The 26,592-nt window shown below is 56.0% G+C and carries 22 protein-coding genes and 2 pseudogenes; 11 read left to right on the forward strand and 13 right to left on the reverse strand.

Translation table 11 applies throughout. The annotated features are described in order from the left end of the window. Nucleotides 1-172: 172 nt before the first annotated feature. Entirely contained in the window at nucleotides 173-358 is a 186-nt protein-coding gene (locus tag EAE_RS20115; RefSeq protein ID WP_015705518.1) for a hypothetical protein, read from the forward strand. Then, nucleotides 355-681: a CcdB family protein gene (locus tag EAE_RS20120; protein ID WP_015705519.1), complete on the forward strand. Its 327-nt coding sequence runs from the start codon at nucleotides 355-357 to the stop codon at nucleotides 679-681. The genes EAE_RS20115 and EAE_RS20120 overlap by 4 nt, the downstream gene beginning before the upstream one ends. Before the next feature lie 51 nt (nucleotides 682-732). On the opposite strand, the gene fdnI is transcribed toward EAE_RS20120, so the two are convergent. The 3 genes from fdnI to fdnG are packed head-to-tail and all read right to left on the reverse strand — an operon-like array spanning nucleotide 733 to nucleotide 5,325. After that, nucleotides 733-1,389 (reverse strand): formate dehydrogenase-N subunit gamma, encoded by a 657-nt coding sequence (fdnI, locus tag EAE_RS20125; protein ID WP_015705520.1) that lies wholly within the window; start codon nucleotides 1,387-1,389, stop codon nucleotides 733-735. After that, entirely contained in the window at nucleotides 1,382-2,266 is an 885-nt protein-coding gene (gene fdxH, locus EAE_RS20130) for a formate dehydrogenase subunit beta (protein WP_015705521.1), read from the reverse strand. The genes fdnI and fdxH overlap by 8 nt, the downstream gene beginning before the upstream one ends. A gap of 11 nt (nucleotides 2,267-2,277) precedes the next feature. Next, on the reverse strand, nucleotides 2,278-5,325 hold the full coding sequence (gene fdnG / locus EAE_RS20135) for a formate dehydrogenase-N subunit alpha (RefSeq protein ID WP_150377915.1): 3,048 nt from the start codon (nucleotides 5,323-5,325) through the stop codon (nucleotides 2,278-2,280). 224 nt (nucleotides 5,326-5,549) lie between these two features. Between fdnG and yddG the strand changes: the two genes are divergently transcribed. Next, on the forward strand, nucleotides 5,550-6,428 hold the full coding sequence (gene yddG, locus EAE_RS20140; protein ID WP_015705524.1) for an aromatic amino acid DMT transporter YddG: 879 nt from the start codon (nucleotides 5,550-5,552) through the stop codon (nucleotides 6,426-6,428). On the opposite strand, the gene EAE_RS20145 is transcribed toward yddG, so the two are convergent. The 7 genes and pseudogenes from EAE_RS20145 to EAE_RS20175 all read right to left on the reverse strand — a co-directional run bounded on the left by EAE_RS20145 (nucleotide 6,425) and on the right by EAE_RS20175 (nucleotide 12,673). Further along, on the reverse strand, nucleotides 6,425-7,198 hold the full coding sequence (locus tag EAE_RS20145; protein WP_015705525.1) for a 1,6-dihydroxycyclohexa-2,4-diene-1-carboxylate dehydrogenase: 774 nt from the start codon (nucleotides 7,196-7,198) through the stop codon (nucleotides 6,425-6,427). The two genes, yddG and EAE_RS20145, sit on opposite strands and share 4 nt — an antisense overlap. Before the next feature lie 9 nt (nucleotides 7,199-7,207). Continuing rightward, nucleotides 7,208-8,224, reverse strand: coding sequence for a benzoate 1,2-dioxygenase electron transfer component BenC (benC, locus tag EAE_RS20150; protein WP_015705526.1), 1,017 nt, complete (start codon nucleotides 8,222-8,224; stop codon nucleotides 7,208-7,210). A 9-nt stretch (nucleotides 8,225-8,233) separates the two neighbouring features. Continuing rightward, on the reverse strand, nucleotides 8,234-8,719 hold the full coding sequence (gene benB / locus EAE_RS20155) for a benzoate 1,2-dioxygenase small subunit (RefSeq protein ID WP_015366457.1): 486 nt from the start codon (nucleotides 8,717-8,719) through the stop codon (nucleotides 8,234-8,236). Continuing rightward, complete coding sequence (locus tag EAE_RS20160) at nucleotides 8,719-10,101, reverse strand: Rieske 2Fe-2S domain-containing protein (protein WP_015705527.1); 1,383 nt, start codon at nucleotides 10,099-10,101, stop codon at nucleotides 8,719-8,721. Before EAE_RS20160 ends, benB begins: the two co-directional genes overlap by 1 nt. Before the next feature lie 111 nt (nucleotides 10,102-10,212). Then, complete coding sequence (gene catA, locus EAE_RS20165) at nucleotides 10,213-11,139, reverse strand: catechol 1,2-dioxygenase (RefSeq protein WP_015705528.1); 927 nt, start codon at nucleotides 11,137-11,139, stop codon at nucleotides 10,213-10,215. Between the two features lie 68 nt (nucleotides 11,140-11,207). Then, nucleotides 11,208-11,498, reverse strand: a complete 291-nt coding sequence (catC, locus tag EAE_RS20170) for a muconolactone Delta-isomerase (RefSeq protein WP_015366454.1) — start codon at nucleotides 11,496-11,498, stop codon at nucleotides 11,208-11,210. A 12-nt stretch (nucleotides 11,499-11,510) separates the two neighbouring features. Then, a pseudogene (locus EAE_RS20175) lies at nucleotides 11,511-12,673 on the reverse strand (muconate cycloisomerase family protein). A 119-nt stretch (nucleotides 12,674-12,792) separates the two neighbouring features. Here EAE_RS20175 and EAE_RS20180 point away from each other — a divergent pair. Continuing rightward, a pseudogene (locus EAE_RS20180) lies at nucleotides 12,793-13,681 on the forward strand (IclR family transcriptional regulator domain-containing protein). A 2-nt stretch (nucleotides 13,682-13,683) separates the two neighbouring features. Here the strand turns inward: EAE_RS20180 and EAE_RS20185 are convergent. Further along, nucleotides 13,684-15,174, reverse strand: a complete 1,491-nt coding sequence (locus EAE_RS20185; RefSeq protein ID WP_015705531.1) for an MFS transporter — start codon at nucleotides 15,172-15,174, stop codon at nucleotides 13,684-13,686. 121 nt (nucleotides 15,175-15,295) lie between these two features. On the opposite strand from EAE_RS20185, the gene EAE_RS20190 reads away from it, so the two are divergent. The 6 genes from EAE_RS20190 (at nucleotide 15,296) to narI (ending at nucleotide 24,154) form a co-directional block, all read left to right on the forward strand. Continuing rightward, nucleotides 15,296-15,877, forward strand: coding sequence for a TetR family transcriptional regulator (locus EAE_RS20190; RefSeq protein WP_015705532.1), 582 nt, complete (start codon nucleotides 15,296-15,298; stop codon nucleotides 15,875-15,877). Between the two features lie 179 nt (nucleotides 15,878-16,056). Next, nucleotides 16,057-17,445, forward strand: coding sequence for a NarK family nitrate/nitrite MFS transporter (locus EAE_RS20195; protein WP_015705533.1), 1,389 nt, complete (start codon nucleotides 16,057-16,059; stop codon nucleotides 17,443-17,445). Between the two features lie 55 nt (nucleotides 17,446-17,500). Further along, nucleotides 17,501-21,241, forward strand: a complete 3,741-nt coding sequence (locus EAE_RS20200) for a nitrate reductase subunit alpha (protein ID WP_015705534.1) — start codon at nucleotides 17,501-17,503, stop codon at nucleotides 21,239-21,241. Then, nucleotides 21,238-22,782: a nitrate reductase subunit beta gene (narH, locus tag EAE_RS20205; protein ID WP_015366447.1), complete on the forward strand. Its 1,545-nt coding sequence runs from the start codon at nucleotides 21,238-21,240 to the stop codon at nucleotides 22,780-22,782. Before EAE_RS20200 ends, narH begins: the two co-directional genes overlap by 4 nt. After that, nucleotides 22,782-23,477, forward strand: a complete 696-nt coding sequence (narW, locus tag EAE_RS20210; RefSeq protein ID WP_015705535.1) for a nitrate reductase molybdenum cofactor assembly chaperone — start codon at nucleotides 22,782-22,784, stop codon at nucleotides 23,475-23,477. Before narH ends, narW begins: the two co-directional genes overlap by 1 nt. After that, nucleotides 23,474-24,154, forward strand: coding sequence for a respiratory nitrate reductase subunit gamma (gene narI, locus EAE_RS20215; RefSeq protein WP_015366445.1), 681 nt, complete (start codon nucleotides 23,474-23,476; stop codon nucleotides 24,152-24,154). Before narW ends, narI begins: the two co-directional genes overlap by 4 nt. 169 nt (nucleotides 24,155-24,323) lie before the next feature. Here the strand turns inward: narI and nhoA are convergent, their stop codons facing one another. Beyond that, nucleotides 24,324-25,169, reverse strand: a complete 846-nt coding sequence (gene nhoA, locus EAE_RS20220) for an N-hydroxyarylamine O-acetyltransferase (protein ID WP_015366444.1) — start codon at nucleotides 25,167-25,169, stop codon at nucleotides 24,324-24,326. 174 nt (nucleotides 25,170-25,343) lie between these two features. Between nhoA and EAE_RS20225 the strand changes: the two genes are divergently transcribed. Continuing rightward, the gene (locus EAE_RS20225) at nucleotides 25,344-25,925 is read left to right on the forward strand and encodes a flavin reductase family protein (protein ID WP_015366443.1); all 582 of its coding nucleotides are present in this window, start codon (nucleotides 25,344-25,346) and stop codon (nucleotides 25,923-25,925) included. A gap of 42 nt (nucleotides 25,926-25,967) precedes the next feature. On the opposite strand, the gene EAE_RS20230 is transcribed toward EAE_RS20225, so the two are convergent. Continuing rightward, complete coding sequence (locus EAE_RS20230; RefSeq protein ID WP_223848511.1) at nucleotides 25,968-26,561, reverse strand: helix-turn-helix transcriptional regulator; 594 nt, start codon at nucleotides 26,559-26,561, stop codon at nucleotides 25,968-25,970. Between the last annotated feature and the right edge of the window lie 31 nt (nucleotides 26,562-26,592).

A 26,592-nucleotide genomic window follows, 5' to 3' on the forward strand; every position in this document is an offset into this window, starting at 1 on the left:
ACCTTTGCGCAGTATTACCCCTGCGCAAAGGATTATTACAACTAACGTTAATATTTCATCTGTTGCGTTGCGCTGGAATCCGCCTCGCAAAATAAATATTAAAATTACTGCTGAGGTTTATTTTTAAGTGAGTAAAGAGAATAATCACTGAACCACCAGCAAGGAGCCTACGATGAAAAGTAATACGCTACGTAAAAGATGTACTGACGTGCCAACCCGGAAGGAGTCAGCGCAGGCAGGAAAGGATTTACGAGAAGCCGATAAGCAGCGACAGCATAAGGAATTCATTGCCGCAATGAATGAATTTATTGCAAAAAAAGGTACTCTCACAGATGATGAATTTTTCAGGGTACTATGATGCTTGAACAATTCAATGTCTATCGAAATTGTTCTGCGCAAACAAATAACACCCTGCCGTATTATATGATAGTGCAGAATGATTACTATGCTGACCTGGCCACTAGAGTCATTATTCCTTTAATGCGGGCGCGACAGTTACCTCGTTGGCATCAGCATGTCGCCCCAAGGATAAATATAGAGTTTGACAGCTTTTTACTTTGTACGCCGATGATCAGTAATTTAAATAATAAACGAATCCAGCCACAGGATTTCGTATGTAATCTGAGTTGTGCGCGTCAGGGGGTCATTGATTCAATCGATACACTTATCACTAACTGCTGAATGCGGGGAGCCCGCCCCAATATCTTCGGAGCGGGTTTCCCCCGTAAAGGCTTACTTCATTCCCTCACGGTTCTCTTTTTGCGCTTCCAGGCGTTCGACATCGCGATACCAGCGCGGGTGATGTTTCTTCGCCCAACGGCGGCTGACCTTACCTTCAATCATGCCTTTAATCGACCCTTTAACCCAGAATGCCATATACATATGGATGAGGATCGCGTGGATCAGGATAATCGCCGAAGTGGCGTGTATCAGCAGGCTGTAACGAATAACCGGTATCGGGAAATATTCCGCAAAATATGGGCGCCAGATAATCACCCCGGTCACCAGCAGCACAAAAATCATGCTCATAATGGTCCAGAACATCATCTTCTGCCCGGCGTTATATTTACCGACGCGCGCGACCTTATGTTCGTTGCCTTTCAGAACCTCCACGATGCCTTTCAGCCAGGGGATATCCTGTTTATCAGGGATATTGTGGTGGACAAAACGCACAAACATAAACATCAGCGCGACAAAAATCAGCACCCCGAAAAACGGGTGCAGGATACGCCCCATCTGCGGTGTGCCGAAGGTTTCCGTCAACCACTGCAGGGTCGGGAAGAAAAACGAAATCCCCGACAGCGCCACCAGGAAGAAACAGATAACCACCGTCCAGTGACAGGCGCGGTCGATAAATTTGGTGCGCACTATCATTTTCGATTTATTCATCATGCTCCTCCTCATCGTCATCAACTTCCTTGTTCGGCCCGATACCGATGTAGTGGTAAATCAGCCCGGCAAAGGTGGCAATAAAGCCCGCCGCCGACAGCGGTTTCAGCGCCCCCTTCCACAGATTGATACTGGTATCGATCTGCGGCGCTTTCGGCAGCTTGTGATACAGCTCCGGCTGGTCGGCATGATGCAGTACGTACATCACGTGGGTGCCGCCTACGCCCTGCGGGTTGTAGATCCCGGCGTTGGCATAACCGCGTTTTTTAAGCTTATCCACCCGCTCCTGCGCCACTTCCAGCATCTCTTTTTTCGTGCCGAAGTGGATTGCGCCGGTAGGACAGGTTTTCACGCAGGCCGGTTCCTGACCGACGCTGACCCTATCCACACACAGCGTGCATTTATAAACCCGGTTATCCTCTTTATTGAGGCGCGGAATATTAAACGGACACCCGGCAATGCAGTAGCCGCAACCAATGCAGTTTTCCTGCTGGAAATCGACGATGCCGTTGGCGTACTGAATAATCGCCCCGGCGGACGGGCAGGCTTTCAGGCAACCCGGCTCCTCGCAGTGCATACAGCCATCCTTGCGGATAAGCCACTCCAGCTTGCCGTTCTGTTCGGTCTCGCTAAAGCGCATTACCGTCCAGGATTTAGCGCTAAGATTCGCCGGGTTGTCATACACGCCGACGCAGTGCCCCACTTCATCGCGAATGTCATTCCACTCGGAACAGGCCACCTGGCAGGCTTTACAACCCACGCAGGAGGAGACATCGATAAGCTTGGCGACTTCGACCTTATAGTCCCGCGCGCGTGGCGCGGGAGTTATCGGGTTGGTCGCGGAGCGTTTAATAATGTCTTGTGTTTCCATCGCCATTTAATCGCTCCTTACGCTTTCTCGATGTTGACCAGAAACGCCTTATACTCCGGCGTTTGCGAGTTGGAATCGCCGACGTTAGGCGTCAGGGTGTTGGCGATATAGCCTTTACGGGCCACGCCTTCAAAGCCCCAGTGCAGCGGGATACCAACAGTTTCTACCTGCTGGCCGTTGACGTTCAGCGTGCGCAGTCGGCGGGTCACCACGGCAACCGCGCGAATAAAGCCGCGCTTGCTGCTGACTTTCACCCAGTCACCATTAGCGATACCTTTGCTTTTCGCCAGCCCTTCGCTGATTTCGACAAACTGTTCCGGCTGCGCAATCGCATTGAGCAGCGCGTGCTTGGTCCAGGTATGGAAGTGTTCGGTCAGACGATAGGTAGTACCGACATACGGGAACTTATCCTTCTTACCTAAGCGAATGGCGTCATCTTCGTATAAACGCACCACCGGGCTGGAGACCACATTGGGGTGCAGCGGGTTGGTGCCAAGCGGCGTTTCCATCGGCTCGTAGTGTTCCGGGAACGGCCCTTCTGCCAGTTTATCGAGCGCAAACAGGCGCCCAAGCCCCTCTTGCTGCATAATAAACGGTCCGGTGTTGCTCCCCGGCGGCGCGGTATTGAAGTCCGGAATATCATTACCGACCCACTTACTGCCGTTCCACTGGATCAGCATCCGCTTCGCATCCCACGGCTTGCCATTAATGTCGGCTGATGCGCGGTTATACAGCACGCGGCGGTTGAGCGGCCAGGCCCAGGCCCATCCCAGCGTATTGCCAAGTCCCGAAGGATCGGCGTTGTCGCGATTCGCCATCTGGTTACCCTGCTCGGTCCAGCAGCCGGTGTAGATCCAGCAGGACGACGCGGTGCTGCCGTCATCGCGCAACAGCGCGAAGCTATTCAGCAACTCTCCTTTTTTCGCCAGCAGCCCCCCATTACCATCGTAGAGATCCGCCAGCGCATAGCCGTTGTTCTCTTTTGCTACTTCTTCCGATTCCGGATGATCTGGCTGCTTATAGCTCCAGCTCATTTTCAGCAACGGTTCCGCGCCCTTACCGCCTTCGCGACGGTACAGCTCACGTAGACGGTGATAGATCCCGGCAAGAATTTCGCCATCGTTGCGCGCTTCGCCCGGCGCGTCCTGGCCTTTCCAGTGCCACTGCAGCCAGCGCCCGGAGTTGGCGATCGAGCCATCCTCTTCGGCAAAGCAGGTCGACGGCAGACGGAAGACTTCGGTCTGAATCGCGGTCGGGTCGACATCATTAGACTCGCCGTGGTTCTGCCAGAAGGTGGAGGTTTCGGTCACCAGAGGGTCGATAACCACCATATATTTCAGCTTACTGAGGCTACGCACCACTTTGTTTTTGTCCGGGAAGGACGCTACCGGATTGAAACCCTGGCAGATATAGCCGGTGACGTTGCCGTTATCCATCATATTGAAGTACTTGATAACGTCGTAGGCCTGATCCCATTTCGGCAACCAGTTGAAGCCCCAGTCATTCTCTTTCTGCGCCGCATCGCCGTAGAACGATTTCATCAGGCTGACGAAGAATTTCGGGTAGTTGCTCCAGTAGTTCACCTGGTCGGCCAGCGTCGCTTTTGGCGTGTTGGCGCTAAGATAACTTTGCAGATCGCTCTGTTTATCGGACGGCAGCGTCAAATAACCCGGCAGACTGGTCGACAACAGGCCCAAATCTGTCAGACCCTGAATATTGGAGTGTCCGCGCAGGGCGTTGACGCCGCCGCCTGCCATGCCCATGTTGCCAAGCAGCAGCTGGATCATCGCCATGGTGCGGATGTTCTGCGCGCCGACGGTGTGCTGCGTCCAGCCCAGGGCATACAGGAAGGTGGTGGTGCGATCCGCGACGCTGGTTGAAGCCAGCACCTCGCACACTTTGAGGAAGTCTTCTTTCGGCGTACCGCAGATGTTTTCAACCACTTCCGGCGTGTAGCGTGAAACGTGCTGCTTGAGCAGATTCCACACGCAGCGCGGATGGCTGAGCGTTACATCGCGTTTCGCGTAGCCATTTTCATCGAACTGGTAGTTCCAGGACGATTTATCATACTGGCGCTTTTCCGCATCGTAGCCGCTGAACAGGCCATCTTCGAAGGTAAAATCATCCCGTACCAGCAGGCTGGCGTTGGTGTAATGCTTAACGTACTCGGCATTGATCTTATTATTTTCGATCAGATACAGCAGCACGCCCGACAGGAACGTAATGTCGGTACCGGAACGAATCGGCGCATAGATATCGGCCACCGACGCGGTACGCGTAAAGCGTGGGTCGACGACGATAAGCGTGGCATCGTTATTGTTTTTCGCTTCCATCGCCCAGCGGAATCCCACCGGATGCGCTTCCGCGGCGTTGCCGCCCATCACCATCACGACGTTAGCGTTTTTGATATCAACCCAGTGGTTGGTCATCGCACCGCGACCAAATGTTGGAGCAAGACTTGCTACCGTTGGTCCGTGTCAGACGCGCGCCTGGTTGTCTACCGCCAGCATGCCAAGTGAGCGCACAAATTTTTGCGTCAGCATGCCGGTCTCATTACTCGCCGCCGAGGCGCACAGCATCCCGGTGGAAAGCCAGCGGTTAACCGTCACGCCCTGCTCGTTCTTTTCAATAAAGTTGGCGTCGCGGTCGGCTTTCATCAATTTGGCGATGCGGTTAAAAGCTTCATCCCAGGAGATGCGCTGCCATTTATCCGAGCCCGGAGCGCGGTATTGCGGATACCGCAGGCGGTTTTCGCTGTGGACGTAGTCCAGCAGACCGGCGCCTTTCGGGCACAGGGCGCCGCGGCTTACCGGATGATCCGGATCCCCTTCGATATGATAAATCGCTTCTTTGGCGTTTTTCGCGCCGTCGCCCAGGCTATACATTAATAGCCCGCAGCCCACGGAGCAGTAAGTGCAGGTGTTGCGGATCTCTTTTGCGCGCAGCAATTTGAAATTGCGTGCCTGAGCCAGCGCCATTTTAGGGGCAAAGCCCAGTGCAGCAGCTGTTGTTCCGGCCATACCGCCTGCGCAGATTTTAAAAAACTTTCTGCGGCTGACGTCCATTGATTCCTCCATGCAGGATGTTAGTTCATCGCGCGGAGGAAACTAACAGCAATATCCCTTTTTTTATTGCGTCAAATCAAGGTCGCCAACGCTCGCCCCCTTAAGAGTCAGCGGTGGCGAGTTTGACTAACCCCAAAGAGTTAGGTGGCACGGAAAAGATCGACTGCCGTGAGCGAAAAGATGTTATAAATTCTGGCTGCGTTTGAGTCACTATCAGGTTAAACATGGAAAAAAAGAGAGCGACGTCAATCGGCTTCGCCGCCATTATCTTATGGAGCACGATGGTCGGTTTGATCCGTGGCGTTAGCGAAGGGCTTGGCCCTGTCGGCGGCGCGGCGATGATTTATAGCCTGAGCGGCCTGCTGCTCATTTTCACCGTTGGCTTTCCCAACCTGCGCCAGATCCCGCGCCGCTATCTGTTGGCCGGCAGTGTGCTGTTTGTCAGCTACGAGATCTGCCTCGCCCTGTCGCTGGGGTTCGCCGCCACCCGCCAGCAGGCTATCGAAGTGGGGATGGTCAATTATCTGTGGCCCAGCCTGACCATTTTGTTCGCCATTCTTTTTAACGGCCAGAAAAGTAGCTGGCTGGTGATCCCAGGCTTATTGCTGGCGCTATTCGGCGTGAGCTGGGTGCTCGGCGGCGAGCATGGACTCAACCTTGATGAAATTATCAATAACGTCATCTCCAGCCCGCTAAGCTACTTTCTGGCATTTATCGGCGCGTTTATCTGGGCGGCCTACTGCACGGTTACCGCGAAATATGCCAAAGGCAAAAATGGGATTACGCTCTTCGTCTTATTAACGGCGCTCACCCTGTGGCTGAAATTTTTTGCCAGCGCGCAGCCGCCGATGCTGTTCAGTTGGCCGGTAGTCATTAAGCTGATTACGGTCTCCGTGGCGCTGGGGCTAGCCTACGCGGCATGGAACGTTGGCATCCTGCACGGCAACGTCAGCCTGCTGGCGGCGGCGTCGTACTTCACGCCGGTGCTCTCTTCCGCGCTGGCGGCGGTGCTGCTCAGCGCCGCGCTCTCATGGTCATTCTGGCAGGGGGCCGGGATGGTGTGTCTCGGCTCCCTGCTCTGCTGGTATGCCACTCGCCGCTAGCCGAGATCTCCACCCGCCACCGGTATCGTTACGCCGGTGATATAGCTGGCCTCATCGCTGGCGAGAAACAGGATCGCATTCGCCTGTTCCGCCAGCGTGCCGTAACGATGCATCAGGCTGCTCGCCACCGTCTGATCGACAACCTGCTGATACCACGCCTTTTCCTGTTCGCTCGGCAGCTCATCGTTGCGCGGCGTCAGACGCGGCGGCGCCTCCGTACCGCCCGGCGCGACGGCGTTAATCCGAATACCGCTGCCGCTGTACTCCATGGCAATCGAGCGGGTCAGCGCATTCACGCCTCCCTTCGCCGCCGAATAAGGCACCCGGTTCACCCCTGCCGTCGCCACCGACGAGATATTGACGATGCTGCCTTTCCCCTGCTTCAGCATCCAGGGGAGCGCCGCGCGGCAGCCCCACAAGGTGGGGAACAGCGAGCGGCGGATCTCTTTCTCAATTTGTTCTGGCTGATACTCAGCGAAAGGTCGCGCCCAGATGGTACCGCCGACATTGTTGATTAGCACGTCGAGGCGGCCAAAATGCGCGACCCCGGCGGCAAACGCCTGTTCGGTACTCTGCCACTGCTCAAGGTCAGCCTCCAGCGCCAGTACCTGGCTTCCGGCCTGGGCTAAAATGGCAGCCAGTTCGTTTACGTAAGGCGAGCGGTCAATCAGCAACAGGGCGGCGCCTTCAGTTGCCGCCTGCTCCGCGGTCTGCCTGCCAATCCCCTGCGCCGCGCCGGTGATAGCGACGACTTTATCGGTAAAACGCATCATGCCTCCTTATGCCGCCGCGCTCTGGCTGGCGATAAATTTCTCATACCAGAACCCTGCCGGGGAAATTCCCCTTTCGCGCAGCGCCGTGGCGACCGCATTCACCATCGGCGGCGGTCCGCAAAGATAGATGTCAACGTCGCCGTTATTCAGCATCGCGTCATCCAGATGTTCGGTGACAAAGCCGCGCTGTGGGCAGGAACTGCTTTCATCCGCCACCACCGGCAGCCAGCGATACCCCGTAAGCTGTTGAGCAAAGGTGTCCAGCGCATCGGTTTTCACCAGATCGCCGTCACGGGTCACCCCGTACAGTAGCGTTACCGGACGCTGACTACCCTGTGTCTGCAGGGTGTGTAACATGGACAGCAGCGGCGCCAGCCCGGTACCGCCCGCCAGCATGAGCAGCGGGCGTTCGCCGCTGCGCAAATAGAAGCTGCCCATGGGGCCGCTGAGGGTCAGGCGGTCGCCGGGCCGCGCCTGCTGGGTTAACCACTGGCTCATCATGCCGCCAGGCACGTTACGAATCAGAAAACGCCCTTCGAGAGAACCCGGCAGCGAGCTGAATGAGTAGGCGCGCACATGAGTCGTGCCCGGCACCTGAATATTGATATATTGCCCCGGCAGAAAAGCCAGCGGCTCATCCAACGCGACCACCAGTTCGATGGCGGTATCGGACAGTAAATTCACCTGCCGCACCTGCGCCCCGGTGTCGGTCATCGCGGTTTTACACTGCGCGGCGGCCACCGGCACATCGATCACACAATCGCTGGTCGGGACCATCTGGCAGGTCAGCACCTGGCGAGCCTGCGCCTCGTCGTCGCTTAACGCCTCGTCGAGATAATCTTCACCCAGACCGTATTCACCGCTGGCGCAATGGCATTTGCAGGTGCCGCAAACGCCGTCCGAACAGTCCATCGGCAGGTTAACCTTCTGACGATAGGCCGCATCCAGCACCTTCTCCCCGGCATGGCATTGAATAAAGCGGGTAATGCCGTCCTCAAAATTAAGAGCAATATTAAAAGTCATAAGCGCCTCTTAAATGTGGTAAACGTCGATAACCTGACGGATATAGTCGTTATTCAGGCGTACCGTTTTACGAACGATCTGCGGCCTGCCGTCCTGCTCAATTAGCGTGCAGCAGGTAGAGCCAAAATAGGCATCCGTGTGTTGATAGCGATGGCTCCACGTAACCCAGTTGTAGCGCACCGCAAGCCCCTCATCGCTTTCGCCCATCAGCTCGACATTGCTGATAATGTGCGTGGTGCGCGGCTCCGGCGTACTGGCGCCGGAACGCTCGGTTTTAATGCGATAGACGCGATCTTCCAGTCCTTCCCGGTTGGGGTAGTAGATAAGGGAAATCTCTTTTTGCGGGTCGCGCGTCAGTTGGTCATCGTCGCCCCATGCCGGCATCCAGTAGACCACCTGCGGGCTGTAACAGCTCAGCCACTCATCCCACTGACGGTCATCTAACAGACGGGCTTCGTAATAGAGAAACTGGCGAACTTGTTCGAGATTCAACATCAGGCCACCTCCACGCGCTGGGTAATGGACTGGTCGTAACGCTGTTGTTCCTGTTCCAGCGCCGCCAGCATGACCGTTTGCCAATGGTGATGATGGGCGATATACAGCGCTTCATCTTCCGATTTCACCCCGCTTAGCCGCGGCGTAAAGCCCGCATGCCTGGCGTGTTCATCCGGGCCGTCGACCCAACGTAGCGCGCCGCGGCTGAGGTCGCTCCATGCCAGATTTTCGCCAAGATAGCCGCGCTGGCAGGCGCTGAACTCTTCCAGATCGTCCGGCGTCCCCATTCCGCTGACGTTAAAGAAATCTTCGTACTGGCGGATGCGTAACGCCCGGGCCTGGTCTGATTCCCCTTTCGGCGCAAAACACCAGATGGTGACTTCGGTTTTGTCGACCGCAATCGGGCGGATTACGCGGATCTGGGTAGAAAACTGATCCATCAGGTAGACGTTGGGATACAGGCACAGGTTGCGGGTTTCATTGACCATCTGGTCGGCGCGCAGTTCACCGAACTCCGCCTGCAGACGGTCGCGGTGGGCATAGACCGGGCGCACTTCCGGGTTCAACGCGCGGGTCCACAGCAACATGTGGCCGTTGTCAAATCCGTAGCCGCCGCCGACGCTCTTTGACCAGCCGTTGGCGTCAACCGCATGCGTCCCTTCCGCTTCATAGTTGCGGCGTGACATGGTTGAGGCGTAATTCCAGTGCACCACGCTGACGTGATAACCATCGGCGCCGTTCTCCGCGCCCAGCTTCCAGTTGCCTTCGTAAACATAGCTCGACGAGCCCTTCAGCACTTCCAGTCCTTCCGGCGCCTGATCGACGATCAGATCGATGATTTTGCGGGTTTCGCCGAGATACGCCTCCAGCGGCTGCACGTCCGCATTGAGGCTACCGAATAAGAAACCGCGGTAAGACTGAAAACGCGGCAATTTTTGCAGATCGTGAGACCCTTCATGTTTGAAGGTGTCAGGATAAGCGCCGGTGCTCTCATCTTTGGCTTTTAATAATTTGCCGTTATTACTGAAGGTCCAGCCGTGGAACGGACAGGTAAACGAATTTTTATTCCCGGTTTTGCGTCGACATAACATGGCGCCGCGGTGGGCGCAGCTATTAATTAATGCATGCAATTCATTCTTTTTATCGCGAGTAATAATAACCGGCTGCCGTCCCAGCGTCAGGGTATAATAATCTCCCGGCTCGGCAATCTGGCTTTCATGGGCGAGAAACACCCAATTACCTTCGAAGATATGTTTCATTTCAAAATCAAATAACTGCTGATCGGTAAATATAGAGCGGTGGCAACGGTAAATATGATTTTCACGGTCGACAATTAACGCGTTGTTAATTTTGTCTTTAAGCGCTGATAGCGTTTTTTGCATGAGTTAACTCCTCCTGCAGAATTCAGGATTAAAGATATTTGGCAAATGTGGTGATTATCGGGTGTAGAGCGCGGCCCGGGCCATCAGCGTGGCCGGGGCCGCTAAAGCAGATTACTCTTTGGCGCGCAGACGGGTGCCGCGGTGCTCTTCGTCGGGGCTCAGCGCTTTACAGAGGGTGAAATCAAAGCGCACTTCGGTGTGCTCACCGTCCAGTTCACGCTGTGCAATCGTCTCGCGGTCGCTCACTTTCACCGGGTCGGCAATCAGTCCATCGCGGGTGGCAAAGGCAAAATCATCCCACAGGTATTTGTCGCCGCTGAGGTTGATCTGACTGGTCAGATGTTTATGCCCCGGCGCGGAGACGAAGAAGTGAATGTGTGCCGGACGGTTGCCGTGGCGGCCTAACTGATCCAGCAACTTCTGGGTTGGACCATCCGGCGGGCAGCCGTAGCCGGATGGCATGATGCTGCGCACGCTATAGCGGCCATCGGCGCCGGTGCGAATACGACGACGCAGGTTGTAGTCGCTCTGGCTCTGATCGAAGAACGAGTAATTACCCAGGGTATTGGCGTGCCAGATATCAACGATGGCGTTAGCGATCGGCTGGCCCTGGCTATCTTTAACCTGGCCGTGCAGCCACATCACTTCGCCGGCGTCGGTGCCATCATCCATGCGGGCATGGCGGTCGGCCAGCGGCGCATTGGCCACATACAGCGGCCCTTCGATGGTGCGAGGGGTGCCGGTTTCACGATGCGCCGCCGCGTCGATAGCGTCCTGACGCAGGTCGAGGAAGTGCTCAAGACCAAGACCCGCCGCCAGCAGCGCCGCTTCCTGGCGCCCACCCAGCTCATGCAAATAGTTTACCGCGTGCCAGAACTCTTCTTCTGTGACGTTATAGTCATCGATCAGCGTGCAGATATTTTCCAGTAAACGGTGGACAATGGCTTTAAAGCGTTCATTACCGCCAGGGACATTTAAACCCGCGCCTTCACGTAATAATTTCTGCACGGCTTCTTGTTGTACGAAAGCATTACTCATAATTATTCTCTCTTATCGTTGTAGGATATTTGCCGGGTGCCCCCGGCATGAGGTCGACGTTATTATTATTAGCTATCGTCTTCACGAATCGACGAGGGATGACGGCACAGCGCCTCTACGCGAATATCCATAAATGGATACAGCGGCAATCCCATTAAAATTTGATGCAGCTCTTCGGCATCTTTTACATCAAAAATGCTGACATTGGCGTAAAGACCGGCGACGCGCCAGATATGTCGCCATTTGCCTTCACGTTGTAATTGTTGCGAATAAGCTTTTTCGCGTTGTTTAATTTCATCCGCTTCGGCGGCAGGAAAACCGATCGGAATATTAACGGTCATATCAACTTTAAATAGCATTATTTTCTCCTGTTATGCTTTACGGGAATAGAAGCGCAGCTTGTCTTCATCCAGCTCCACCCCGAGCCCTGGTGTTTGCGGCAACACCACCTGACCGTCGGCAAAGGTCAGCGGAACGCTGACAATATCGTCTTTGAGTAGCAGCGGGCCGAACATCTCGGTTCCCCACTGCAGCGGCAATGTCGACCAGGCATGCAGAGAAGCAACGGTACCCACGGTCCCTTCCAGCATCGTGCCGCCATACAGGCCAACCCCCGCCGCCTGCGCGACGCGGGCCAGCGCGAGCACGCTATTCGGCCCGCCCGCCTTGGCGATCTTCAGCGCGTAAGCGCCGGTAAAGCCCTGCTGCGCCAGTTGATAACCATCGTATGCGGTCGCGACCGCTTCATCCGCCAGAATCGCGGTCTCGATTTGCTGGCTCAGGCGCACCAGCGCTGCATTGTCCTGCGCGCTCACCGGCTGTTCGATGAGATCGACCCCCATCGCCGCCAGCTCGCGGCAGCCTTTCGCGCCGGTGGCGGCATCCCAGGCCTGGTTAACGTCAACGCGAATGCTGGCGCGATCGCCTAAAGCTTCGACAATGGCGCGGGTATGGCGGAGATCGGTGGCTAATTCCCGCGCGCCAATTTTCAACTTGAACGCCTGATGGCGGCGCTCGGCTAACAGCTTTTCCCCTTCGGCAATATCTTTTGCGGTGTCGCCGCTGGCTAACGTCCACAGCACCGGCAACGACGTTTGCAGCGCGCCGCCGAGCAGCGCCGAGACCGGTAAGCCTAAGGCTTTCCCCTGGGCGTCCAGCAGCGCGGTTTCAATGGCAGACTTTGCGAAAGTATTCCCTTTAATGGCGCTGTTCATACGCGCCGTCAGCGCATTCAGATTATCGGCCGGCTGCCCTTTCAGCAGCGGCGTCAGATAGTGGGTCAAGGCCGATGCGATAGCCTCCGGGCTCTCGACGCCGTAGCTCAGCCCGCCGATGGTCGTCGCTTCACCGATACCGCATACGCCATCGGAACGGGTAATGCGCACGATGACCAGCGTCTGGCAGCCCATGGTGGTCATCGATAATTTATGTGGCCGGATAGTCGGTACATCCACTAACCAGCTCTCAATGCGTTCTACGGTCGCAGTCATTTTTTGTTCCTGAAAGATGCATAACTTTTTGTACCCACATCCATAACGGGGATGTCTGTGCTTTGACAATAGGGTCCAGCCTGGCGGATGGTCAACGGCGATAATCGAAATGTTGTGCGATTATCGGCACGCTTGTTAAATTGCGGTTAATAATGTGATCAAGGTGGTAAAACAGGCACAATTCGGCGCGCCCTGGTTTGCGCGCGGTATAGTAATTCCCCCGTGAGCTTTACGTTGCAACGGAGAAAGATGCAATGAGCGACAATACCCACACTACGCTGAGCGCCAGGCAGGCTGAGCACGACCCCAATTTTATGCTGTCTCTCGCCCGCGGGCTGGAAGTGCTCAATGCTTTTACTCCGCAGCGCCAGCGGCTGACCATTTCGCAGTTAAGTCAAAAAACGCAAATTTCCCGCGCGGCGGTGCGCCGCTGCCTGTATACCCTGGCGGCGCTGGGGATGGTGCACAGCCCGGACGGCCGCAGCTATGAACTACTACCGCGCGTACTAGCCGTGGGCCACGCCTATCTGGCGGGAACCCCGCTGGCGAAAGTGGCGCAAACAGCACTGGATAATCTTGGTAAGACGTTAGGAGAAAGCTGCTCCGCCGCCACGCTTGATGGCGACAACGTGCTGTACATTGCCCGCGCGGCGGTCAATAACTTACTGAGCGTCGATCTGGGGCGCGGCAGTCGCCTCCCGGCATGGACGACTTCAATGGGACGGGTATTGCTGAGCGCGCTGCCAGAAGAACAACTTGAAGTGACATTGTCACGTGCACATCTTATGCGCTACACCCCGCATACCCTGTGCGACCCCACGGCATTACGCGCGGAAATAGCTAAAGTTCGCATGCAGGGCTATGCGCTGGCGGACAGGCAAATTGAAGTTGGATTATGCTCGCTTGCGGTACCGCTGTTGTCGCGCAGCGGCCAGGTGGTGGCGGCCCTCAACGTTGGCGTCCCCGCCTCTTCGATGAGCGCCGCGGCGCTGAAGGAGAAAGCCCTGGCGCCGCTGCGTCGCGCGGCGATGGAGCTGTCTCTTCAGTTATGACATTACCGTGGCGCCGGCGTATTGGCCAGCCCGCGCCAGATCCCCAGCGCCAGCAACAACAGCAGAACGCCAGCCGTCGCCAGCGAAATGCTGTGAGCGCTGATGAATGCGGTTTTCGCCGCCGCAATCAGTGAATCTGCCGGTATCGCGGGTAGCGATTGCGCCACCTTCATCGCCTCGCCGATGGACGATGAGGCCTGTACCGCTGCTTCACCGCCAATCCCGGCAGGCAGCTCAATCGCCGAACTGTAGCTACGGGTAAGGATCAGGCCGAACAGCGCAATTCCGAGCCCCGCGCCCAGTTCATAGGCCATGGTTTCAATCGCTCCTGCCGCGGAGGCCTTTTCTTTCGGTGCCGCCGCCATGATCGCCGACGTTGACGCCAGCAGCGCGCTGGCGGCGCTAAAGCCCAGCAGCGTCATTAACCCCCACGCCTGCCACTGTTGGGTGCTGAAGTCGGTCATCGACAGCCCCAGGAAACTCAACGCGCTCAGCAACATACCGCCGGTCGCCACCTGCCGCAGCCCCAGTTTAGATACCAGCATTCCGGCAATCGGCCCGCTAAAGCCGCTGGCGACCATCACCGGTAGCATAAACAGCCCGGCCTCGAACGGTGTTTTCTGATGCACAAACTGCAGCTCCTGCGCCATCAGCAATTCAAAACCGACCAGCGTAATGAGCGCGGTCATCGCCATCATCACCCCGCTCAAAATAATGCGGTGGGTGAAGAGACGCATATCCACCATCGGCGTCGGCATCGACAGCTGCTTGCGGACAAACCAGGTCAACATGGCCGCGCCGCCGATAGCCACCAGCACAATCAGCCACAGCGCCAGCTGCCCCTTTAACGCTGACTTAGCGCTAAATACCAGCATCAGAATGGCCGCAATCAGGATCAGCGCCTGCGGCAGATTCAGCGGCTGCTCGCGGCGTGCGGGCTGGCGTGGAACGACCTTAGCGTTGATGGCGATGACCAGCAGCACGATTGGCACGTTGATCAGGAACACCGATCCCCAATAGAAGTGTTCCAGCAGCATGCCGCCCACCAGCGGGCCAAATGCCGCACCGCCGGAGCCCACGGCGGCCCATAATCCCAGCGCCATGTTACGCTGGCTGGCTTCGGCGAAAGTGCCGCGGATCCCGGCAAGCGTCGCCGGCACAATCATCGCCGCGCCAACCGCCAGCAGCGCCCGGGAGATAATCAGCGTTATCGCCGACGGCGACAGCGCGGCGCACAGCGAAGCGATGCCAAAATTGGCGCTACCGAGCAGCAACAGGCGCTTAAAGCCGATTTTATCGCCTAATGCGCCCATCGGCAGCACCATACCGGCCATCACCAACGAATAGATATCAATGATCCACAGTAGCTCATTGCCGCTGGTGCCAAGCGCGACGCTGAGCGTCGGGGCGGCCACATGCAGCACCGTTGCGTCAATCGCCACTGGGATATAAACCAGCAAAATCGCCATCAGCGTTAACCATTGCCGAGACATACTTCTTTTCCTCAATTTATCAAATTGGACACGCGTCCAGGATTGCGATCCTGCCGGATTGTTGAACGCCTGTCCAACTTTTTGTTACCATCATCCCATCACCTCTTGTTTACGGGTCGCTATGCACTATTTAAATCGGGAAGCGCGTCGGGAAGTTATCATGCAGGCCGCCATGCGAGTGGCGCTAAATGGCGGCTTCAGCGCCATGACCGTGCGCCAGATAGCCAGCGACGCCGGCGTCGCAGCAGGTCAGTTACATCATCATTTTGCCTCGACCGGCGAGCTAAAAGCGCAGGCCTTTATCCGCTTGATCCGCGAAATGCTCGATATACAGCTGCTGACCGATGACGCCTCCTGGAGCGAACGCCTGTTTTCATTACTTGGCAGCGAAGATGGCCGTCTCGAACCCTATATCCGCCTGTGGCGGGAAGCGCAGATTTTGTCCGGTAGCGATGAGGAAATTAAGGCCGCATATCTGCTTACCATGAGCATGTGGCATGATGAAACGGTCACGGCGATTAACCGCGGCGCCGAAGCCGGTGAATTTCAGCCGCAGGATACGGCTGACAATATTGCCTGGCGTCTGATTGCTCTGGTTTGCGGGCTGGATGGCATTTACGCGCTGGGGATGCAAGCGATTGACGACGCGGCATTTATTCGTTACTTAAAACATTATATCGCGCTGGAACTCCCTCAGGTTTAAGTTACATTTAGTAACAATTGACCGCCCTTCATTGTCGGCGTGAATTCTTTCACGCCTCGATTCTTATCTATCCTCAAACAATACAATTATTAAAAACAGCTGAAGCTTAATTCCAGCCTGCATAGTTTCAGCTGTTTTTTATTTATCCTTTTGATCTCGTACGCTTTAGTGAGGGTGTTATGTCGATAGAAGGTGATAAAAAGAATCATTATCTTTTAAAAGATTGGCGACCAGAAAATGAAGCCTTCTGGGAAAATAAAGGAAAAGCGATTGCGCGCAGGAACTTATGGATTTCCGTATTTTGTCTGTTACTCGCCTTCTGCGTCTGGATGTTATTTAGCGCAGTTGCGGTCAATCTCAATAAAGTGGGTTTTAATTTCACTACTGACCAGCTCTTTTTATTAACGGCGCTACCTTCGCTTTCCGGCGCAATATTACGCGTACCCTACTCCTTTATGGTACCTATTATGGGTGGGCGCTACTGGACGGTTATTAGCACGATTATTCTGGTGATTCCCTGTTTATGGCTGGGTTTGGCAGTACAAAATACAACTACCCCGTACTGGGTATTTATCGCAATTTCGTTACTCTGCGGTTTTGCCGGCGCCAACTTCGCCTCCAGTATGGGCAACATCAGCTTCTTCTTCCCCAAGGCCAAACAAGGCAGCGCATTAGGGATTAACGGCGGGCTCGGCAATCTCGGGGTCAGCGTGATGCAACTGGTCTCTCCTATTTTTGTCTTCCTGCCGATTTTTACCTTTCTGGGCGTTCGCGGCGTAGAGCAACCTGGCGGCGCCATGCTGTGGCTTGGCAACTCACCGCTGCTGTGGGTGCCGTTACTGGTTATCGCCACCGTTTTCGCGTGGTTTGGCATGAACGATATTGCCAGTTCCAAAGCTTCAATTCGCGATCAACTACCGGTGTTGAAACGCCCGCATATGTGGCTGCTAAGTCTGTTGTATCTGGCCACCTTCGGCTCGTTTATTGGCTTTTCCGCCGGCTTCGCGATGCTGGCGAAAACCCAGTTTCCGGATGTCGATATCCTGAAACTGGCCTTCTTCGGCCCGTTTATCGGCGCGCTGGCGCGCTCCTTCGGCGGTATCATTTCCGACCGTCTGGGCGGCGTACGGGTGACGCTGGTCAACTTCATTCTGATGGCGGTCTTTACCGGGCTGCTTTTCCTCACCCTGCCGGGCTCCGGTTCCGGCAGCTTCTTCGCCTTCTACGTGGTGTTTATGGGCCTGTTCTTAACCGCCGGGCTTGGCAGCGGTTCCACCTTCCAGATGATCGCCGTGATCTTCCGCCAGCTCACCATTGATAGCGTGAAAAAGCGCGGCGGCAGCGACGAACAGGCCCAGCATGAAGCGGTGACCGATACCGCCGCCGCGCTCGGTTTCATCGCTGCAATTGGCGCCATCGGCGGCTTCTTTATTCCAAAAGCCTTCGGTACCTCGCTGGCCATGACCGGCTCGCCGGTGGGCGCGATGAAAGTCTTTTTTGTCTTCTATGTGGTTTGCGTGCTGGTGACCTGGCTGGTCTATGGCCGCCGTAAACCAGCACAACCATAACGACCTATTTACCGGATGGCACGATGCCGGACATTAGCGGAGCAGGAGGAATGTCATGAGTAAATTACTGGATCGCTTTCGCTACTTTAAGCAGAAACGCGAGACCTTTGCCAACGGCCACGGTCAGGTCTACGATAATAACCGTGACTGGGAAGATAGCTACCGGCAACGCTGGCAATTCGACAAAATTGTCCGCTCCACGCACGGTGTGAACTGTACCGGCTCCTGTAGCTGGAAAATTTATGTCAAAAACGGTCTGGTCACCTGGGAAACCCAGCAGACCGATTATCCGCGCACCCGACCGGACCTGCCAAATCACGAACCGCGTGGCTGTCCGCGCGGCGCCAGCTACTCATGGTATCTCTACAGCGCCAACCGCCTGAAGTACCCGCTGGCGCGCAAACGGCTGATTGAGCTGTGGCGCGAAGCCCTTGCACAACATCCCGACCCGGTACAGGCCTGGGATAGCATCATGCAGGACCCGCTGAAAACCCGCAGCTACAAACAAATCCGCGGTAAAGGCGGTTTTGTTCGCTCCAGTTGGAAAGAGTTAAATCAACTGATCGCCGCAGCCAACGTCTGGACCATCAAAAACTACGGTCCGGATCGCGTCGCGGGCTTTTCGCCGATCCCGGCGATGTCGATGGTTTCCTACGCCGCGGGTACCCGCTATTTATCGTTGATCGGCGGCACCTGCCTGAGCTTTTATGACTGGTACTGCGATTTACCCCCCGCCTCACCGATGACCTGGGGCGAACAGACCGACGTGCCGGAATCCGCCGACTGGTATAACTCCAGCTACATTATTGCCTGGGGTTCAAACGTCCCGCAGACCCGAACCCCGGACGCGCACTTCTTCACCGAAGTGCGCTACAAGGGCACCAAAACCATCGCCATTACTCCGGATTATTCGGAAGTCGCCAAGCTCTGCGACCAGTGGCTGGCGCCGAAGCAAGGTACCGACAGCGCGCTGGCGATGGCGATGGGCCACGTGATCCTCAAAACCTTCCACCTCGATAACCCAAGCGATTACTTTCTCAACTACTGCCGTACCTATACCGATATGCCGATGCTGGTAATGCTCGACCGTCGTGACGACTGCAGCTATGCGCCTGGCCGTATGCTGCGCGCCGCCGACCTGCTTGACGGGCTGGGAGAAAGTAATAACCCGGAATGGAAAACCGTCGCCTATAACGCCGAAGGCGAGCTGGTCGCGCCGAACGGATCCATCGGCTTTCGTTGGGGCGAAAAAGGCAAATGGAATCTCGAACAACAGGCTAACGGCCGGGACGTCGAATTAAAATTGTCGCTGCTGGATATGCACGATAGCGTGGTGTCGGTCGGTTTCCCCTACTTCGGCGGCAACGAAAACCCGCATTTCCGCAGCGTGAAGCAGGAGCCGGTAACGCTTCATCAGTTGCCAGCTAAACAGCTACCGTTGGCCAATGGTGAGAGCGCTTTGGTGGTGAGCGTGTATGACCTGGTGCTGGCTAACTACGGTCTGGATCGCGGTCTTGACGATGCCAATGCCGCGCGCGACTTCGCGGATGTCAAAGCCTATACTCCGGCATGGGCCGAGCAGATCACCGGCGTGCCGCGTCAACATATCGAACAAATCGCCCGCGAGTTCGCCGATACGGCGCATAAAACCCATGGCCGTTCGATGATTATCCTCGGCGCCGGTGTGAACCACTGGTACCACATGGATATGAACTACCGCGGGATGATCAACATGCTGGTGTTCTGCGGCTGCGTCGGTCAGAGCGGCGGTGGCTGGTCGCACTATGTCGGCCAGGAGAAACTGCGCCCGCAGACCGGCTGGCTGCCGCTGGCGTTCGCGCTGGACTGGACTCGTCCGCCGCGGCAGATGAACAGTACCTCTTATTTCTACAACCACGCCAGCCAATGGCGCTACGAAAAACTGACCGCTCAGGAGCTGCTGTCGCCGCTGGCCGACGCCAGCAAATTCAGCGGCCATATGATTGACTTCAACGTTCGCGCCGAGCGCATGGGCTGGCTGCCTTCCGCGCCGCAGCTTAACGTTAATCCGCTGAGCATCAGGCAGCAGGCCGAGGCCGCCGGGCTGTCACCGGCCGATTTCACCGTCCAGTCGTTAAAAGCAGGCGATATTCGCTTTGCCGCCGAGCAGCCGGATAGCGGCAACAACCACCCGCGCAACCTGTTTATCTGGCGTTCGAACCTGCTGGGTTCGTCCGGTAAGGGCCATGAGTACATGCTCAAGTACCTGCTCGGTACCGATAACGGTATTCAGGGCGAGGAGTTTGGCTCCACCGCTGACGTGAAGCCGGAGGAAGTCGAGTGGCAGACCGCGGCGATTGAGGGCAAACTTGATCTACTGGTGACCCTCGATTTTCGCATGTCCAGTACCTGCCTGTTCTCCGATATCGTCCTGCCGACCGCCACCTGGTATGAAAAAGACGATATGAACACCTCAGACATGCACCCGTTTATCCACCCCCTTTCCGCCGCCGTCGACCCGGCCTGGGAGGCGAAAAGCGACTGGGAAATCTACAAGGACATCGCCAAAAGTTTCTCTGAAGTGTGCGTCGGCCACCTTGATAAAGAGACCGATGTGGTACTGGTACCGCTGCTGCATGACTCTCCGGCGGAGCTGTCACAGCCGTTCGATGTCCTCGACTGGCGCAAGGGCGAATGCGATCTCATTCCAGGCAAAACCGCGCCGTCAATTGCGCTGGTTGAACGTGACTACCCTGCCACCTGGGAACGCTTCACCTCGCTGGGGCCGTTACTCGATAAGCTCGGCAACGGCGGTAAAGGCATTTCGTGGAATACGCAAAGCGAGGTCGACTTCCTCGGCAAACTTAACTACGTCAAGCCAGACGGTCCGGCCAAAGGCCGTCCGCGTATCGACAGCGCTATCGACGCCAGTGAAGTCATCTTAAGCCTGGCGCCGGAAACCAACGGCCAGGTGGCGGTGAAAGCCTGGCAAGCGCTGGGAGAATTTACCGGCCGCGACCACACTCATCTGGCGCTGAATAAAGAGGATGAGAAAATCCGCTTCCGCGATATTCAGGCGCAGCCGCGCAAGATCATCTCCAGCCCAACGTGGTCTGGTCTGGAAAGCGAACATGTCTCCTATAATGCCGGTTATACCAACGTTCACGAACTGATCCCGTGGCGTACCCTCTCCGGGCGGCAACAGCTGTATCAGGATCATCCCTGGATGCGCGCCTTCGGCGAGAGTCTGGTGGCCTATCGCCCACCGATCGATACGCGCAGCGTCAGCCAGATGAAGGACGTGCCGCCAAACGGCTTCCCGGAAAAAGCGCTGAACTTCCTGACCCCGCATCAGAAATGGGGTATCCACTCAACCTATAGCGAAAACCTGCTGATGCTGACGTTGTCGCGCGGCGGGCCCATCGTCTGGCTAAGCGAAACCGACGCAAAAGAACTGGGGATTGAAGATAACGACTGGATCGAAGCCTTCAACGCCAACGGCGCCCTCACCGCGCGTGCGGTGGTGAGCCAGCGCGTGCCGCCGGGCATGACCATGATGTATCACGCTCAGGAACGCATTATGAACATTCCAGGTTCGGAGGTGACCGGTCGCCGGGGCGGCATCCACAACTCCGTGACCCGCGTCTGTCCTAAACCCACGCATATGATTGGCGGCTATGCCCAACTGGCTTACGGCTTTAACTACTACGGCACCGTCGGCTCCAACCGCGACGAGTTCATTATGATCCGCAAAATGAAAAATATTGACTGGCTGGATGGCGAAGGTCGTGACCAGGTACAGGAGGCGAAGAAATGAAAATACGTTCACAAGTCGGAATGGTGCTGAATCTGGATAAATGCATCGGATGCCATACCTGCTCCGTCACCTGTAAAAACGTCTGGAGCAGCCGCGAAGGGATGGAATATGCGTGGTTCAACAACGTGGAAACCAAGCCAGGTATTGGTTACCCCAAAAACTGGGAAGATCAGGACGAGTGGCAAGGCGGCTGGATCCGCGGTATCAGCGGCAAGCTTACTCCGCGTCTGGGCAACCGCGTCAGCGTGTTGTCGAAGATTTTCGCCAACCCGGTGCTGCCGCAGATTGACGATTATTACGAACCCTTTACCTACGATTATCAGCACCTGCACAACGCGCCGGAGGGCAAATACTTGCCTACCGCCCGCCCGCGTTCGCTGATTAGCGGCGAACGGATGGATAAGATCACCTGGGGGCCAAACTGGGAGGAACTGCTCGGCGGCGAGTTTGAAAAACGCGCCAAAGACCGTAACTTCGAAGCGATGCAAAAAGAGATGTACGGCCAGTTTGAAAACACCTTCATGATGTATCTGCCGCGTCTTTGCGAACATTGCCTCAATCCGAGCTGCGTAGCGACCTGCCCAAGCGGCGCCATCTATAAGCGTGAAGAAGACGGTATCGTGCTGATCGACCAGGATAAATGCCGCGGCTGGCGGATGTGCATCAGCGGTTGTCCGTACAAAAAAATCTACTTTAACTGGAAGAGCGGCAAATCGGAAAAATGCATCTTCTGCTATCCGCGTATTGAGTCCGGGCAACCGACAGTCTGTTCAGAAACCTGCGTTGGCCGCATCCGCTACCTTGGCGTGCTGCTGTACGACGCGGACCGTATCGAAGAAGCGGCCAGCACTGAACATGAAACCGACCTCTACGAGCGCCAGTGTGATGTGTTCCTTAACCCCAACGATCCGGCGGTCATCGAAGAGGCGTTGAAACAGGGTATTCCACATAACGTGATCGACGCCGCGCAGAAATCACCGGTGTATAAACTGGCGATGGACTGGAAGCTGGCGCTGCCGCTGCACCCGGAATACCGCACCTTACCGATGGTCTGGTACGTGCCGCCGCTGTCGCCGATTCAGTCGGTCGCCGACGCTGGCGGCCTGCCGAGTAACGGTAACATCCTGCCGGCGGTAGAAAGCCTGCGTATACCAGTACAGTATCTGGCGAACCTGCTGAGCGCCGGTGATACCGGCCCGGTCTTGCGCGCGTTAAAACGCATGATGGCGATGCGCCATTATAAACGTTCGCAAACCGTCGAAGGCGTGACCGATACCCGTGCGATTGAAGAAGTGGGCCTCAGCGTCGAACAGGTGGAAGAGATGTATCGCTACCTGGCGATCGCCAATTATGAAGACCGCTTCGTGATCCCCACCAGCCACCGCGAACTGGCGGAGGACGCCTTCCCTGAACGCAACGGCTGCGGTTTTACCTTCGGCGATGGTTGCCACGGTTCTGATACTAAATTCAACCTGTTCAACAGTCGTCGCATAGACGCTATTGACGTCGGGGACGTTCGTCGACATGGGGAGGGAGAGTAATGCGGATCCTCAAAGTCATTGCTCTGTTGCTGGAGTATCCCGACGACGCGCTGTGGGATAACCGCGAGGAGGCGCTGGCGCTGGTCAGCGCCGATGCGCCTGCCCTGACGCCGTTTGTTAGGCGATTACTGGCGGCGCCGCTGCTCGACCGCCAGGCCGAATGGTGTGAGGTGTTTGAACGCGGTCGCGCCACCTCGCTGCTGCTGTTTGAACACGTTCACGCCGAATCACGCGATCGCGGCCAGGCGATGGTCGATCTGATGAACCAGTATGAACAGGCGGGCCTGCAGATCGATTGTCGCGAACTGCCGGACCACCTGCCTTTATATCTTGAATACCTCAGCATTCTCCCATTAGCCGATGCCCGTGAAGGACTGCAGAACGTCGCGCCTATTCTGGCGTTGCTCGGTGGACGCTTAAAGCAGCGCGAATGCGATTACTATCAACTCTTTGACACCCTTCTTGCGCTGGCGGATAGCCCACTAAATAGTGACAGCGTCACCAGGCAGGTAGCGAGTGAGAAGCGTGACGACACCCGCCAGGCGCTGGATGCGGTGTGGGAAGAGGAACAGGTGAAGTTTATTGAAGATAATGCAACCGCTTGCGATAGCTCGCCAATGCAAGCTTATCAACGACGCTTTAGCCAGGATGTGGCGCCGCAGTACGTCGACATCCGCGCCGGAGGCCCGAAATGATACAGTACTTAAACGTCTTCTTTTACGATATCTACCCTTATCTCTGCGGCACCGTGTTCCTGGTGGGCAGTTGGCTGCGCTATGACTACGGGCAGTATACCTGGCGCGCGTCATCCAGCCAGATGCTCGATAAACGGGGCATGGTGCTGTGGTCGAACTTATTCCATATCGGCATCCTCGGCATTTTCTTCGGCCACTTCTTCGGGATGCTGACGCCGCACTGGGTCTATTCATGGTTTCTGCCGATGTCGCAGAAACAGGTGATGGCGATGGTGCTGGGCGGTGTCTGCGGCGTACTGACCCTGGTCGGCGGTATTGGCCTGCTGGCGCGCCGCCTGACCAACCCGCGCATTCGCGCCACCTCCACCACTGCGGACATCCTGATCCTGTGCATTCTACTGATTCAGTGCGCGCTGGGGCTGACGACCATCCCGTTCTCCGCCCAGCATCCGGACGGCAGCGAAATGCTGAAACTGGTGGATTGGGCGCAGGCGGTAGTCACCTTCCACGGCGGCGCATCGGCGCATCTGGACGGCGTCGCGTGGGTGTATCGCGTCCATCTGGTGCTGGGAATGACTATCTTCCTTATCTTCCCGTTCACCCGGCTGGTTCACGTCTGGAGCGCGCCGATAGAGTATTTCACCCGACGCTACCAGGTGGTGCGCTCCCGGCGCTGAGCGCTGGCGCCCCCAGCCATGCCCGTTTACCAATAGCCCGGACGAGGCGCCTGCGCCGACTCCGGGTCATATTCATCAGCCCCGGCTCCAGCCTTTATGCCGGATGGCGGCTACGCCTTATCCGGCCTACAACGGCGAAACTGCGCTTTCTTCGCCGTCGTCATCAGCGTTACTTCCCGGCTTCCGGATGGGTATCGAACGCCGCCATCACTGCTGCCAGCGCGGCTTCGCTGAAGCCGTGCTTCGGGTCATCTACACCAAGTCCGAAGCGGGTTTGCAGCGTTTCATAAAGCGCCGACACGTCCGCAAGATCCACCTTCTCCACTACATGGTTATTTTCCCAGTGGGTAAAATGGAAATTGGTGAGCGTCATTTTTCCGCCGTCCGGCAGATGACGACACATCAGCAGATGATGGCGGAAATGGGACTGCGGCCAATGCGCCGACCAGAAGTTACCCATCACATAATCAGAGGCATATTGTCGCCCCAGATCGAAATGGTACATCGACTGCCAGTGTTCATGATGATTAAACTGCAGCGTCCACTCATCGCCTTCGTGCACCAGGCGGTAAACACCATGCGGCGTATGCTGCGGAATATCGGCCAGCAGCTTAATCGGCGCGGTCAGGGTTTGCCCCCCAAAACCGACATCAGCAATCCAGCGTTCGCCTTCGACCTCCACCAGCAGTAAGCGATGGGTGCGCGGCGGCATCTGCGGCGGATTCGCCAGCACCACGCGGCCCAACAGGCTGCGAACCGAGAAACCGATCTCGCTTAGCGCCCGCTGCAACAGCCCGTTCTGTTCAAAGCAGTAGCCGCCGCGGCGGGCGGTGATTAACTTTTCCTCCAGCGCCCGATCGTCAAGGTGGATTTCACGCGGTAGCAGAACGTCCAGGTTCTCAAACGGGATCGCGCTATTATGATGGCTATGCAACTCTCGCAGGGTGTCAATGGAAACATCGGGGGTTCCCGTCCAGGCCAGACGAGTAAAATACGCGCTTAAAAATGGGGTCATCAACGCCTCCAGCTTTTGGTGTCCGACATTTATAGCCTATTTTTTCCCCGCGACGGTGTATTTTGTGCGATCGCGCCAGCTGATATCTGATTTACATAGCCGTTGATGTATTGATTACCTTTGTATTGTGAATAAACTACTTACAGGCATTCGCCCACTCACCAAGGAACGCTTATGAGCCGTTTTCGCCACGTGGAACTTCAGTACGCCAGCCGCCTGCTCAACCACGGCCCGACCATTATGATCACCAGTTATGATGCGCAGTCAGGACGGCGTAACGTGATGTCCGCCGCCTGGTCGATGCCGGTTGAGTTTGCCCCGCCGCGAGTGGCTATTGTGGTGGATAAAAGCACCTGGACGCGGGAGATCATTGAGCGTAACGGCGCCTTTGGCATTGTGGTGCCGGGCGTGGCCGCCGCCAGTTGGGTCTATGCGGTCGGCAGCGTGAGCGGGCGTGATGAAGATAAGTTCAATGCTTACGGAATCCCGGTGGTGAATGGGCCCGAACTGGGGCTACCGTTAATTGAAGAGAAATGCCTGGCGTGGATGGAATGCCGTCTGCTACCCGCCACCGCGGCACAAGAGCAATACGATACGCTGTTTGGAGAAGTGGTTGCCGCCGCGGCCGATGAACGAGCCTTCGTCAGCGGGCGCTGGCAGTTTGATGATGACAAACTCAATACTATTCACCATCTCGGTACCGGCAATTTTGTCGCCAGCGGCCGTCACGTGCAGGCGAATACGCCACATAATTAACAGAATGACGGCAACTTTGCCGTCATTCCCTTTCACCATCTTTTAGAGTAAGTGATAAGACGGCGGGCTTATCATGAAGCGATGAAAGTGACTTCCACCTTTAAGGTTGAAGTTAGCTTTAATTTTATCTAAATGCGCATAAATGGTTTTTACCCGCAGTCCCAACGCTCTGGCAATGGCGTTCACCGGAGTGCCTTTGGCGACATGATCAATAATCATCATTTCTCTTTCGCTGAGCGGAGCCCCATCTTTTGCCTTCATTACACTAAAATCCGGTTGACCATCATGATGATATAATTGCCGATGCTTGATCGTTAACAATAATTTTTGAACATTATCTATGGTTTCACGACTGCTTATCCATAATATATTTTGGCGAAATAAAAGCCGCCGTGAGTGAACGTTTCTGGAGGTGCTCACACCCAGAATCATGCCCTGATAAAATTGAGATAGCGCATAAATATGCTTGTAATCTTGATAGCCATGTAACGGCAATATAATGAGATCCGCTTGCTGTATAGAATGATTACAAAAATCCAAATCAGCGTAATCGATCTCATTATCGTCAGAAGCTATCTGTTGCAGACAGTGTTCCACGCCCAGTCGGAACCAAATATCCTTACTATTAATTATCACCTTCAATTTTATAACCTTAACATGAAAACGA

Origin of the sequence: Klebsiella aerogenes KCTC 2190, from assembly GCF_000215745.1 — a bacterium.
In the GTDB taxonomy this organism is placed as follows: Bacteria; Pseudomonadota; Gammaproteobacteria; order Enterobacterales; family Enterobacteriaceae; genus Klebsiella; species Klebsiella aerogenes.